Source organism: Nostoc sp. CHAB 5715, assembly GCF_020829685.1.
In the GTDB taxonomy this organism is placed as follows: Bacteria; Cyanobacteriota; Cyanobacteriia; order Cyanobacteriales; family Nostocaceae; genus Nostoc.
Genome location: NZ_JAIVFR010000054.1, coordinates 1 through 14,030, shown reverse-complemented (window position 1 = coordinate 14,030; position 14,030 = coordinate 1). Strand labels below are relative to the sequence as shown.

The following is a 14,030-nucleotide window of genomic DNA, read 5'->3' as shown; positions in this document are numbered from 1 at the left end:
CAATTTAATGTGAAGCTGCACTAAATGAGTAACTCTCTATTCTTGGCGCTCTTGGCGTACTTGGTGAACCAGCGCTGTAGGCGGGTTTCCCACCGTAAGCGACTGGTGAACCCGAAGGGCGGTTCGTATAATATTCTGTGCATCTTCATACAGAATTGGTATAACCCCTCTTTGCAGGCGGGTTTCAGAGGATATTATGGCTATTTAACCGCACATAATATTACTCAAATTGTACAAGCGATCGCCCCGATACAATAATAAAACCGACAGAATCAAGCCTAATTTGGGGCTGGCAAATTCCTTCTAGAATGGCTGCATTTAAAGCAGTTTCTATCTTCAATTCTTCAGCTAATGCATTATCCCAACTTTGCTGGTTCAGACGTAGGCGTAATTGTTCTACTCTATTGGCTAATTTCTTGTCGGCGACCTTAGCACAATTTTGGCATAAGTCAATAAAATCGGGACGATTAGAGAGTAACTCCGAAGATGTGTTACGCACTTGATAGCAAAAATTTTGCCATTTACTAGGGTCAACAAAATCGTCAATAATTCCTAAGCGCTCTTTTGCTAAATTGTAATCTCGTCCTTGATTACTGTTTTTATCTTTATATGGACGTTGTAAGATACTTAAGAGTGCTTTATCTTCAACAGTGCGTATTGACTCCTTGCGACCATCAACATAGATAGTTTCGATAATTGGCGGAAATAGAGCATCGACACGTCGCTGCAAGTTTTTGAATTGAGAATTATCTAGTTTGTTATCCAGTAAAACTTGTTTGGCAATTTTTAAATTTGCCTCGACTACATAATTGCATTGGAAACCAAACCACTCCTTTGCTTCTTTCGCATCCCAAGATGCATCAGTGCGCCACATCGCAAAGGCTTCACCTCGGTCATCCCAGTTTATATAGTTCCAGAGTGCTTCGACAAATCCTTCCCCAACTCGAAAGAGTTTAATACCAGCATTCTGGTTTGCCACTCTGCGATTATAAGTACCAAATTGGTCTAAAGAACTCTCAGCAAAACGGTTCTTTAAGTCATTTATGGGAACCAATGTCCGCGTTGTCGGTTGATAACGTCGCATCTCTGATGAATCTGGATTATTCAGTCCTCTGAATCCCAGCGCGTCACAAATCCAGCCTTCAATTGCTTGTTTAATTTCTAAATGACTTGCATCGTAATTATCTAGCTCTTGAAAATACTCGGTGGCAATTTCATCGTTAGCATCAATTTCATCTAGAGCATTCTGTTCGCTAATTTTTGCTATTTCAGCTTCAATTTGCTCTTGAATTGGCTCAATCATCTCTAACAATCCAGTAGCACTTGATTGAAACAAAACTGTTTCTAATTCTGCAAGTTTCTCATCCACATAAAACTGGAGACTGGCAATTGATTGTTGGAAAATACCAAACCCATCTTTCAATACTTTATACCAAGCATTGTGAGGACTATCTTCCAAGTAGGGGCCAATTAAAGCACAGGATTGGATACCAATTTTGCTGCCAATGCGGTCAAGTCTGCCAATTCTCTGTTCTAATTGATTAGGCGACCAAGGAAGGTCAAAATGAATTAACCAATCGGCAAACTGGAGGTTACGTCCTTCTTCTCCAGAGCGATCGCATACTAAAATAAAACAGTTTGGGTTATTCTTGAACCTATTTAAGCCTTCCTCAACTTTATCTGGTGATTCTCCAAATTGATGGCTGGCTACTGTCTGGGCACCAAAGGTATCAGATAAATACCGGACAATTTCGCCACAAGTTTGCACAAAACTGGTAAATACAATAAATTTGGGCAGAATATCACCAGAAATTGGCCTCTTAATTCTCTGCTGTATCCTCGTGATGAATTCGTTTTGATTCTTCCGAACGTTTGCGGGAATTTTAAAGTATGTACCTAGCTGATTCACCAGCACTGTTTTCAAATTTTCCGTCCGTTGTCCGTCCTCTTGAGGTTGACGAATAATTTTTAGGAAGGATTGCAGAATCTCTTCTTCCTTTGAAAATTTGGGGGTTGTAGTTAATAGGCGAACATCATCTTCTTTAAATTCCTGGATGAGTTTAGCATGAGGTTTACCAGTTAAACGGGTGGTAATTACTTGCTCTAAAATGCCTAACCAAGTACCAGCAGCTAGGAACAATAACAGAAAAATTCGCTGATATTGCTTTTCACCAGGAGCAACACTACGCCATTGATTGAGCAGTTCGTGGATATCAAGCGATCGCTCGTCTAAATCATACTCTTCTTTGGGCGTAAAATTGCGGTCAAATATCACATCTTCTACCGCAGCGCGACGGTTGCGAAGCATTCGGCGGTGTAGTCGATAGATATCGCTGACGTGGACACGAATTGCTTGGACTATTTGCTCTTGCTCGGTAGAATTTGTTTGTAGACAATTTTCTAAATCATCCGCCAGCTTCAGTAAATACTCATCTTCAGCAAAGAGGTTTCGTAGTTGCTGCAAGTTGCTTTTGAGGACAACAGATTCCGCATCTTCTTTAAAAGAAAGCAGAACTTTACCAACTTGCTGACGGCTTTCAACTTTGGCGCGAAAACCTGCTAAATCACCAAGTTTATAAGTTGTCGGGTCGAGCAAGTGCAACATTGCCAGAAAATCTTGCTCATGATTGAGAACAGGAGTGGCAGATAATAAAAGTAAGCGATCGCTTTTATGAGCAAGTTCTTTGCAAGTCTGAAAACGCTCGCGTACTGCCGCATCTTTAGAGGTCGCCATTGCTGCGATATGATGGGCTTCATCTAAAATTAAGCAGCCTATCTTCGCTTTCAGGTTGATTTTATGAATATCTTCAACCGCCAGCACCGCTACCCGTTTAGGAAAATGGGAAATGTAAAACTTGTTTTCTAACTCAGTTTGCCATTGTTTGAGCAAATATTGCGGAACTATGACTACCGCACCTTTTTTCGGTTCATCGAGAAGGAATTGACGGAGAATTGCACCCGCTTCGATGGTTTTTCCCAGTCCCACCTCGTCTGCTAACAAATAGCGTTGAATTGGGTCTTCCAGTACCCGCCGCACAACTTCAACTTGGTGAGGATAAAGATTAATATTTGCCGAAATTAGTCCTGTCATCCCCCGACTGACAGCGCGTTGCTTAATCAAGGATTTGACGAAAGCCAATCTTTTGTCGTGGAAGTAGGGGGTTTCGTGACCCTTCATCGCCAGAGTTTCGATGGGGTCTGTGTTTGGGAGATTACAGCGAACGTAAATGTCTTCAACAGATGCGATCGCGGTTTTCTTATCTGGTAAATCAATTTGATACATTTCTGTATCTTCATCCCAGATGAAAACTCTGCCAACTATCCATTTATCCTGGGTTTCGGACTTAATATAGCATCGAGCCTGGGGTTCAAGCCTGACCTGAGAGAGAGAATTTAAAGGTAAAGTTTTTTGCAGACGTTGCCCTATGGAGCAGAAATACTCAACGTTCGCATTGGTATCAGATATTTCTGTAACTTTTCCTATACCCAAATAGTTATTCTGGGACTGTACTAATAAACCAACCTTAATCATAGATCCAGTCCCCTGAACATACTAAAATAACCTTCCAGACTAGTTTGTTCACCTATATCTGGCAGTTTTGTCGATCAACATTATAGATAATAAACTGCCATCACAGCTTTTGTGATAGCGATCGCCATAGCCCAATAGTTTTAAGTTAAGGAGGAAAGGGTTTAAATTCACCTTTACCCCTTCCTTGTCCTTTAACCTTTTTTCAGATCAAAAGGAAGATTGTTAGGTTTATCCGAAAAGTATTGCACAACAGCTAATTAGTAAAATCAGCCCAAACGTTGATTTTCGTTCAAAAAGTTTACCTTAAGCAGTAGGATTTTTAAATGCAGGGGGACGCATTGGCATTGTCAGGCGACACAATGGCATTCTTAGGCGACACATTGGCATTGTTAGGCGACACATTAGCATTGTTAGGCGACGCATTGGCATTGTCAGGCGACACATTGGCATTGTCAGGCGACACATTGGCATTGCAGGGTATTGCCCAATTTAATTCGCCACGAATTAATGAAATAAGTAGCTGAACAAAAATATTTACAGTCATTGCGAACGAAGTGAAGCAATCCCAATCCCTTGCGATTGCTTCGTTTCACTTCGTTACACTCGCAATGACATTATGTAATTAATTCTGTCCGACTACTTACTATACTTAGCTGATTATGTGGTGTGGTGCAACAGATTCACGCTTTGGCTTGATAATGCCACGATAGAATTAAGATCGTGTACCTTTATTTACTATGAAAAAAATCAGAGACAACACAATTAAGTTAAATCAATATTTAAAGTTGATGGGTATAGTGCCAAGTGGAGGGCAAGCCAAGCTGATGATTCAAGGTGGCGATGTTCAAGTCAACGGTATGTTAGAAACCCGACGAGGACGGCGATTAGTGCCAGGTGATAAAGTGACAATAGAAGGAAAGACTTTAGAGGTGAATTTAGACAACAATGAAGACCAAGATGTAGTAATATAGGACTCCTATTTGATTTTTGAAAAAACTCCGTACAACTCGAAAGGGCTGATTCCCTACTCCCTACTCCCTACTCCCTACTCCCCGCCTACGCAAATAAGTTCAAAAATCAAATCGGATTGCTATAGATTCTCCCGAAGAAACTGAGTAAAGGATTTTTATCCTAAATTTAAATATTCCTCTTTTCCCTTGTGAGTAATGCTGCAAATTTCCAACAAAGTTATTATCCCACAGAGTGAGATTGAAATTAGTGCAATTCGTTCGCAAGGAGCAGGAGGCCAAAATGTGAATAAGGTTTCCACTGCGATTCACTTGCGCTTCGATATTGCGGCTTCATCATTACCCGATTATTATAAAGAACAGCTTTTAAAGCTGAACGATCAACGCATTACCCAGGACGGAGTTGTTGTAATCAAAGCGCAGGAACACCGAAGCCAAGAGAACAATCGGGAGTCAGCTTTGAAACGACTTCAAGAACTCATTCAAAGCGCAGTTGTAGTGACGATAAAACGCAAACCCACCAAACCAACTCGCAGTTCTCAAAGAAAGCGCCTTGACTACAAAACTAAGCGCGGACAGGTTAAGTCTAACAGAGGGCAAGTGACAGATTATTGATTATAAATTAATACGCTTGGGTTAAGGCAATGCGTTACGCAACAATTAATGCTTGATGTTGGGTTTCATTCTTCAAACGCCACTTGCTACCCTGCGGGAACGCTAAAAGCGAACAAGTCGGGAAACCGCAAGGGCGCAGTGGCTCCCCAACCTACCGCAGGTTAAGGTTTTTATGGCTAACCCAAGCGTATTGGATTATGAATTAAAATTTGGCACTCAATTTGGTTGCAAAATCTTACCAGAGAATTAAGACTAATTCCTTCTATGGACTGTAGTCAAGTTCATGACTTAGTTGGTTAGCTTGAGAGTAGCAACTATTAAAGGTGAAAAAGATGAATAAGACATTACTAACGATTTTGATGCTTGCGCTTTTACTCTTATTCATCATTTCTCCCTTTGCTGCCCTTGCTAGTTTAATGCTGATAATGTTAGTTGCGGCGTTTTTCTCTTTACTTGGAAACTTGTTCCAAGTAATAATTGGTGGTGACACCGATCCTAAAGGCTCATAAAAGCAAATTTAAGATAATTTACTCAGTGGTGTGGGTAAACCGTCAATGCTGACGAGATTTTTCTGTTGTTGATATTCTCGAACTCCCTCTTCGCCTTTTTTACTAGCCCAGTTTACTAAAGTCTGGCGCTCACCTTGATATTCATAGAGTGGTACGCCAAAACCACAAGAAATCTGTATTTTTTCAATGTCGGCGACGATAATTTGACGAGTTCCAGGCATCGGCACAAACAAAGAGTATAGGGAGTCCCAATCTGGAGAACTCGGTAAAATTGTCTTTCCTTGACCGTAAAGACGCAATATACACGCGGGTTCATCAAAGGCGCAAAACATGAAGGTTATCCGGCCATTCTCTTGCAAGTGGGCTGATGTTTCGTTACCACTGCCTGTAAGGTCTACGTAACCTACTCGGTTGGGAGAGAGGACGCGAAAGCAGCCTAAACCTTTAGGAGAGAGGTTAACATGACCCGTAGGACTCAAGGGTGCAGAGCCAACAAAGAAAAGGTGTTGGGCAGTAATAAAGTCTTGCAGTTCTTCAGTAATATAGTCAAAAAATTTAGACATAGACTGTCTGATTTATATTTGCAAATTTTCTATCTTCTCAGCCTATGCTTTAGCTAAACATCTAGCAAGGGCTTTGCCGATGTCTGAGGGAGTGGGGAGTTAGGAGTTAGGAGTGGGGGTTAAGAAGTGTTAAGCTGATGCGCGTCTAAATTGTACATTGTAATCGTTAATATTGTCCTTTGAAATACAAATGACTAATGACAAATGACTAATGACAACCCTCACAAGTAAATATCCAATTTAAATGCGTAACAGCTTACCGTTTCATATACCGACTAGCCATTTGAATGGCATCAGCGATATCGACATCACCATCGCCGTCAGCATCCAAGAAAGAATTTAGTACAGGATTCCCGCCAGCTTGGGGATTTTGAGCATTTGCACCTGATTGCAAAAAATTCAACACCAAAGGTACTGCTAAAGGCAGCAATTGTTGAACTATACCAGCATCCAATCCAGTGCGCCCGGCAGCAACCTGAGCTACCTGTTGTTGTATCTGAGGAGAAAACAGCGAATTGACGGCTTGGGGGTTAGGTGAAGTACCAGCATATTGATTAACTAGAGTTTGTGCGGCTTCATTACCATCTGTGGCTTGCTTTTGTTGTAAAGCAGAACGCACTTGACTACCGACAATTGACAAAACTGATTGGATGGTAGAAGGGTCTGTGCCAGTGCGATCGCTCATCTGCTGTACACTGTTAACAATACTTCCCAATTGACCTAAGCTGCCCTGTTGATTGGGATTAGTAACGGCACCAAGTATTTGATCGAAAAGTCCCATAAGTTTTCTCTCTTTGTTCTCAAAAAGCTTGCCAAAACTGGCGTAAGTTCACTAATAAATTAGAACACGCGAGCCTTATAATGAACGAATAAAATTTCAAAAGCTACTAGCTTAAGGATGATAAATCGATTAAGCGATACCTGCTTTAGGCAGAGCCAACACAAACTCTGTACCTCGATTTAACTCAGATTGGCAAGTAATTTTACCGTGATGTTTTTCTACCACAATTTGGTATGCGATCGCTAGCCCCAAACCAGTACCAATACCTCGTGGTTTGGTTGTGAAAAATGTATCAAATATCTTTTTCTGATTTTCTGGTGAAATACCAGAGCCATTGTCTGCAATTCGCACTATCACCAAATCATTCTGCCAGCATTCTGTAATAATAGTGATTTCAGGGATAAATTCGGGATTCTCGGCCGATTTTTCCTCCAAAGCATCAATGGCATTGCTAAGAAGATTCATAAATACCTGATAAAGTAAACCTGTGTAGCCTGGAATCGGTGGAATTTCTCCATAGCTGCGAACAAGGTTAATACCATTTTTCAGGCGATTGTTCAGAATCAATAGTGTACTATCTATACAAGCGTGTAGCTCTACTAACTGCGCTTCCCCCTCATCTAAACGAGAGAAATCTTTCAAACTTCGGACAATTTCTCGTGTGCGATCAGCACCAACTGTCATAGAGTTTAAAAGTTTTGGCAAATCTACTTCAAGAAACTCCAAATCAATTTCTTCTGTTAAATTTTGCAAAGCAGTGGAAGGATGGGGAACTTCGGATTTGTATGTTTGTAGTAGCGATAACAAATCGTCAGTATAGGTTTTCGCGTGTACGAGGTTACCAGAAATGAAGTTTATCGGATTATTAATTTCGTGAGCGACACCAGCCAGCATCCGTCCTAAACTAGACATTTTCTCACTTTGAATTAGTCGGACTTGCGCTTCGGCTTGTTGTTTTTCTAAAAGGTGCTTCACCTGTTGGATAAGCTGGTTAAGGGAGCTAGTTAACGCCCCAACTTCATCTTCTGTGGTGACAGGCGCTTGCAAGTCAAAATTGGCTTCTTGGGTAACTCTTTGGGCAATCTTCGTCACCGTGTTAATAGGATGGGCGATGATTTTACTTGTGTAGAAAGCCAAGATGGCAGCGATCGCTACTGACAGCAGCATACTACCAATAATAATCTGAGCTTGCATGAGTGCAGCCTGATTCTGAGCTACATCAGCTTCCTCTTGGCGTTCTTGAACTGTTTTGGCAAAGTCGGTTAACTCATGGGCAAATTGATAAAACTTTAAAGCATCCTGACTTTGACTGAATTTCGAGATTAATTGCTGTGCTTTTATAGCTCCCTCTGGCTGTGAAGTTAATGGCAAAATTTGCCGAATCAGCGACCTGAGTTGTTCAAAATATTCGGCTATCGTGCTGTTATGCTTTGTTAGCAAAGCTTGTAAATCCTCTTGGGAAGTGGTTTGACTAAATTCTTGTGCTTGAGAAAGCAACGTTTCCGCATCCGCCAGATCGCTTTTAAAATCAGAAATTCCCCTTTGCAAGGCTTGCGACTGCTGCAAAAAAGGCACTATTTCTTGCTGGTGGATTTGTATTTGCAACAGTTGTCCTTGCAAACTACTTAACAAGCTTCCTTCTTCATCTGCCAAGTTCATCTGTTGTCTAGCTTGTTGGAAATAGCGATCGCCTATTACTAACCCTGTCGTTGTTCCCAAAACTGCTACACCCAAAGCCAGTCCATACCCACAAAAAATTTTTTGCCGAATACTAAGCTGGTGGAATCTTTGTTGAACCCAGCTAAAGTATCTTAATTTAGGTGTCGCAATCATGGTATAATTTGCTATTGAATGTTTTTAGTAGGCGGTTTTTCATCAAAAACAAGAAATTCAGCCGCAAGTGAGAACACATTTGATACAAAATGCGCTCTCAGTTTATCAAAAAAAGCTTTTTTCTACCCTAGTCAAAAATACTGAAACTATAAAAAACTCCACCCACAAGGGGATGGAGTTTTTGGGCATGGGGAATCGGGGATGGGGCATGGGAAGAAACTACCAATGCCCTATGCCCTATGCCCCAAGCGACGGGGCGACTATCCCGGAACACCCACTCTTGGGATGGAGTTTCCCGTCGCTTTCAATGAAGATTAGAAGTATCTGCCTCCTGAATGTTTACAGAAGAGAGCAGGGGGAGCAGAGGGAGAAGAGGAGCAAGGGGAGAAAAAAGGCTTAACCTAAGCGTATTGAAATATAGATTTTTTGTAGGGGCACGAGCCAGCTCATACGTGTCAACTTAACGTAAAAGCCATGTCCCGCAAGGAACTGAAGTTCCTTGCTAATAGCAAAAGTCTTCTGTTGATGACTAAATATAATAACCAAAAATCTTTAGTCTACTTGAGTAGACTTTAGCTATGAGCCGCTGAAATTCATTTCTGGGCGGGCGTGGAAGCCAACAGATAAGCGATTTTTAGCTTAAGTTGACACTAATGAGCTGGCTCGTGCCCTTACGTTTCACGCTCAAAGGTTCAAATTTCGCAAAAGCTGCTTCTGACTACTCTGGTAAAAAATACTGAAACTATTAAAATCAGAAGCATCTGCCTACTGAATACCCATTAATCTTTCCCAGCCATGCCTCTGTCACGCATAGTAACGCTGATTGTTGGTCTGATCGTCATTTTGGGGCTAGCCCTATGGCTAATTGATTCCCTATCGCGCCTCTATTGGCAATTGTCCTATTCGCCGTTGCTAGGCAATTTGCTGCTGTTGCTGTTGATTGTCCTCATTGGAGCGTTGGTTGCCGCTTTTGTCTATTATGTATTGGTGATTCAATCTGGGGAAAAGCGATCGCGCCGCAACCCGAAGCGAGTAACTGCGGCGCAAATTCCTGCTGCTAAATCTGATGCTGCTTCTACAACTCTCCAAGCTGTGCGCCAACAGGTAGCGCAAATTCAAGATGAAGTAACACGCCAAGCTTTATTAAGTAAATCACGAGAGATTGAAGCGAACTTAGCACGCGGTGAGATTCAAGTAGTGGTATTTGGTACGGGAAGTGCTGGCAAAACTTCTCTAGTTAATGCGATTATGGGACGCATGGTCGGTCAGGTGGATGCACCGATGGGTACAACCCAGGTGGGAGAAACTTATTGTCTGCGGTTGAAGGGATTAGAACGCAAGATTTTAATTACGGATACGCCAGGGATTTTAGAAGCGGGGGTGGCGGGAACGGAACGGGAACAAATGGCGCGAGAACTGGCGACAAAAGCCGATTTACTCTTGTTTGTGGTAGATAATGACTTACGGCGCTCAGAATATGAACCATTGCGGGGATTAGCAGAAATTGGGAAGCGATCGCTCCTAGTTCTCAACAAAACTGATTTATATACAGATGAAGATAAAGAAGCCATCCTTGCAAGGTTGCGTCAACGGGTACGGGGATTTATTGCTACTAATGATGTGGTGGCGATCGCTGCTAATCCTCAACCTGCACAACTAGAAACTGGCGAAACCTTCCAGCCAGAACCCGATATAGTCCCTTTGCTGCGGCGCACGGCTGCTGTTTTACGCGCCGAAGGTGAAGATTTGGTAGCAGATAATATTCTTTTACAATCTCTGCGATTGGGAGACGAAGCCCGAAAACTCATCGATGGCCAGCGTCGCCGTCAAGCTGACAAAATTGTAGAACGCTTTCAGTGGATTGGTGCTGGTGTAGTATCAGTCACGCCGATACCAGTGGTAGATTTGCTGGCGACAGCAGCTGTTAATGCTCAAATGGTTGTGGAAATTGGCAGAGTTTACGGCTGTGAATTGAATATGGAACGGGGACGAGAGTTAGCCCTTTCTTTAGCGAAAACCATCGCCAGTTTAGGCATTGTTAAGGGAGCGATTCAATTATTATCTACAGCTTTGCAACTCAATGTTGCTACCTTTATTATTGGTAGAGCGATTCAAGGCGTGACAGCAGCTTATTTAACGCGAATTGCTGGTAAAAGTTTTATTGAATATTTTCGTCATGACCAAGATTGGGGTGATGGTGGAATGACAGAAGTTGTACAGCGACAGTTTCAAATTAATCGCAGAGATGAATTTATTAAGGCTTTTATTCAAGAAGCGATCGCACGGGTAGTCAAGCCGTTACAAGATAAAGCTGAAGTAGTTGAACACGATGAAGAAGCTAATAGTTAATTTAAAATTCAAAGTAATAAAAAATTATATTTCATTACGCAAAAATACTTAAAAATTAAACTTGCATTTCAAGGTATCAAAATTCTGTTTATTTATTTCTAAAGTATTCCGGAAACCGGAGGGAATGGCAGAAAAAGTAAATAAAAGGACTTACTGAGTAACCAGGTCATGACCTACCACATAATCGGTAAATTACTACAAGGGCGTTACCAAATTATCCAAAGCCTGGATGCAGGGGTGTTTGGACAAACATACATAGCTGTAGACGTAGATTATCCAGAGAATCCCAAATGTGTTGTTAAGCAGATTAAAGTTAGTAGTTCCGAATCTGGCTACTTGGAGATGCTGAGGTTACTGTTTCTGACTGAAACCCAAACCCTCAAGCTTTTGGGAAGCCATCACCAAATTCCTGAATTTATCGCCTGCTTTGAAGAAAACGACCAGTTTTATTTAGTCCAAGAATGGATTGAAGGATATGCGCTGACTAGGGAATTACCCATTGCTCAACAATGGGGGTGTCTGTGGAGTGAAAGGGAAGTTGTAGAATTCCTGATAGATGTCTTAGATATTCTGGAATTTGTTCATTCTCACAACGTTATCCATTGCGATATCAAACCAGAAAACTTGATCAGACGTCATAGCGATTTCAAGTTAGCTTTGATTGACTTTGGCTCAATCCAGTCTATCGATTTTGGTATAGGTGCCCAATTGCCGATTTATAGAATTCCCGTCACTTCATTAGGGTATATACCGCCAGAGCAATTTATTGGACAAACACAGCCCAACAGTGATATTTATGCTTTGGGTATGATTGCTATCCAGGCTTTAACTGGGTTAGAACCACTACAATTAAAAGCTGATCCTTATACTCATGAAATTGTTTGGCGTTCTGAAAACACGCCAGTTAACGATTATCTAGCTGCTGTTCTCAGCCAAATGATCCGTTACGATTATCAAAACCGCTTTCAGTCTGCGGGTGAGGTGCTGCGGGTACTCAAACAAATAATATGGGAACAGCCACCAGAAATATTAGAAGCAGATGAGCAATTTCTTATAGAGGCGGCGATTGAAGATGATAATCCTACATCTGGGAAATTATCTCCGTTATTAACAGGAATGAAAGTAGGACTTGCGGCTAATTCTTTAGTGATGGGATTTGGTGTATATTCTTTAATTAATGCTGCACCTGCATACTCAGAAACAGAAACTTTATCTAAAGCCACAAAAGAATATCAAGCAGGAGATTTAGAAGAAGCGATCGCACTTGTTAAATCAATTTCCCCTCACAGTAATGTTTATCCAGAAGCGCAAGCCACAATTGAAGAATGGCAAGAGCAATGGCAAATAGCTGCACAGCAATACCAAATAGCTCAAACAGCTTTTAATGAGAGCAAATGGTCAGATGTTCTTCATGCTGTTGCGAAAATTCCAAATATTTTATATTGGCAATCTAAAACAGATAAACTAGTTCAGCAAGCATACGTCAACATTGAAGCACAGACGCAAGATTTATTAGCAAAAGCTTACGAAAGTGCCGAGACAAAAGATTTTTCTGCTGCATTACAATATCTGCGGCAAATTCCTAAAGAAAGTCGTGCGGGTACTTTAGTTCAAGACAAGTTGGCTGAGTACAATCGAAAGCGGCAGATTAGAGCAGCTTACTTTTTACAGAAAGCCTATAAACAAGCATTTGTTGGTAATTTTGATCAGGCTGTAAAATTTCTCCGAAATATTCCCAACGATACTCTAGTTTATGCTCAAGCTCAAGTCAAATTGAATGAATATACTCAAAAACAACGCCTGCTGACTGATTATCAAAAGCTAGCTTCTGCAAAAAGAAAAAATTCATTGGTCTCTAAAAAGTCAGTGACTAGGATTGAATATCTTCAAGGAGTAAATTACCTGCAAGAGGTGAATCTTCGCTAGTTGCAGCAATTTTTAAACAATTTTAAAATGCGAGTAAGGGGACAATATATTGTGCCCCCAATACTGCGTAGGTTTTGCCTAAACAATAACTCCAATAGACATCTCCGAAAATGAATGTAGAGACGTTGCATTGCAACGTCTCTACAAGGGTTTCAGGTAACGCATAATTAATTTCTGGAGATGTCTAATGTAGGTTGGGGAGCCACTGCGCCCTTGCAGTTTCCCGACTTGTTCGCTTTTAGCGTTCCCGCAGGGTAGCAAGTGGCGTTTGAGGAACGAAACCCAACATTTATTTGTTTATTTACGCTGTGACGTACTAGGGTATCGTCTGCGGTGAATTAGTAGCATTAGGAAATGGGAGAACTGGCACAATTACAGGTTTAGGCTTTGATATTTCGCCTTGTAGTTGAATTTGGGCTTGATTGCGCCCGTCTATTGCTTGTTGGTAATTAGGCTTGTATTTTATTGCTTGATCGTAAGACGCGATCGCATCTTTAAACTGTTTCAAATTTAATAGCGCATTACCTCTGCTATACCAGCTTTCAGAATGGTCTGGTTTATAACGAACTGCCTTATTATAAGACGCGATCGCATCTTCGTATTTTTGCAAAATGTATTGTGAATTGCCCAAATTATACCAGAGTTGATAATCTTTTTGCTTAAGTGTTGCTGCTTTTTTATAAGCTTTTATTGCTTCTTCATAGCGTTGGGTTTGATGCAGCGACCAACCCAGATTATACCATGCTTGGTAATTACTGGGATTATATTTTATTACTTGATTAAAAGATGCAATCGCGTCTGGATAACGTTGTAAATTGAGCAGTACATTACCTCTTGAAAACCACGCTTGATAATAATTTGTCTTATATTGCACAGCTTGATCGTAAGCTGTAAATGCATCTTGGTAACGTCGCAAATTTACTAAGGAATTTCCCCAATTATACCAGGCTTGCT

At 41.2% G+C, this 14,030-nt stretch carries 11 protein-coding genes; 6 read left to right on the top strand and 5 right to left on the bottom strand.

Going from position 1 to position 14,030, the window contains the following annotated elements; all coding sequences use genetic code 11:
• Positions 1-220: 220 nt before the first annotated feature.
• Positions 221-3,532 carry a protein DpdE gene (gene dpdE, locus LC574_RS05035; protein ID WP_229451785.1) on the bottom strand — a complete coding sequence of 1,104 codons (3,312 nt, stop codon included), beginning with the start codon at positions 3,530-3,532 and terminating at the stop codon, positions 221-223.
• Between the two features lie 323 nt (positions 3,533-3,855).
• Here dpdE and LC574_RS05030 point away from each other — a divergent pair, with 323 nt between their 5' ends.
• The 4 genes from LC574_RS05030 (at position 3,856) to LC574_RS05015 (ending at position 5,624) form a co-directional block, all read left to right on the top strand.
• Positions 3,856-4,056, top strand: a complete 201-nt coding sequence (locus tag LC574_RS05030) for a hypothetical protein (protein WP_229451784.1) — start codon at positions 3,856-3,858, stop codon at positions 4,054-4,056.
• Positions 4,057-4,269: 213 nt separating this feature from the next.
• On the top strand, positions 4,270-4,503 hold the full coding sequence (locus tag LC574_RS05025; protein WP_229451783.1) for an RNA-binding S4 domain-containing protein: 234 nt from the start codon (positions 4,270-4,272) through the stop codon (positions 4,501-4,503).
• Positions 4,504-4,698: 195 nt separating this feature from the next.
• A complete protein-coding gene (arfB, locus tag LC574_RS05020; RefSeq protein WP_229451782.1) occupies positions 4,699-5,115 on the top strand; it encodes an alternative ribosome rescue aminoacyl-tRNA hydrolase ArfB in 417 nt (138 codons plus the stop codon).
• Between the two features lie 332 nt (positions 5,116-5,447).
• Positions 5,448-5,624, top strand: coding sequence for a hypothetical protein (locus tag LC574_RS05015; protein WP_229451781.1), 177 nt, complete (start codon positions 5,448-5,450; stop codon positions 5,622-5,624).
• Between the two features lie 8 nt (positions 5,625-5,632).
• Here LC574_RS05015 and LC574_RS05010 read toward each other — a convergent pair whose 3' ends face one another.
• From LC574_RS05010 to LC574_RS05000, 3 genes are all read right to left on the bottom strand, one after another.
• Positions 5,633-6,187, bottom strand: coding sequence for a pyridoxamine 5'-phosphate oxidase family protein (locus LC574_RS05010; RefSeq protein WP_229451780.1), 555 nt, complete (start codon positions 6,185-6,187; stop codon positions 5,633-5,635).
• Between the two features lie 256 nt (positions 6,188-6,443).
• Positions 6,444-6,968, bottom strand: coding sequence for a DUF937 domain-containing protein (locus LC574_RS05005; RefSeq protein WP_229451779.1), 525 nt, complete (start codon positions 6,966-6,968; stop codon positions 6,444-6,446).
• Positions 6,969-7,097: 129 nt separating this feature from the next.
• Complete coding sequence (locus tag LC574_RS05000; RefSeq protein ID WP_229451778.1) at positions 7,098-8,801, bottom strand: ATP-binding protein; 1,704 nt, start codon at positions 8,799-8,801, stop codon at positions 7,098-7,100.
• A 795-nt stretch (positions 8,802-9,596) separates the two neighbouring features.
• Between LC574_RS05000 and LC574_RS04995 the strand changes: the two genes are divergently transcribed.
• A complete protein-coding gene (locus LC574_RS04995) occupies positions 9,597-11,150 on the top strand; it encodes a YcjF family protein (protein WP_229451777.1) in 1,554 nt (517 codons plus the stop codon).
• 168 nt (positions 11,151-11,318) lie between these two features.
• Positions 11,319-13,076 (top strand): serine/threonine-protein kinase, encoded by a 1,758-nt coding sequence (locus tag LC574_RS04990; RefSeq protein ID WP_229451776.1) that lies wholly within the window; start codon positions 11,319-11,321, stop codon positions 13,074-13,076.
• Positions 13,077-13,392: 316 nt separating this feature from the next.
• Here the strand turns inward: LC574_RS04990 and LC574_RS04985 are convergent.
• Positions 13,393-14,030: tetratricopeptide repeat protein (locus LC574_RS04985; RefSeq protein ID WP_229451775.1), on the bottom strand; the 638-nt coding region annotated here is incomplete at its 5' end.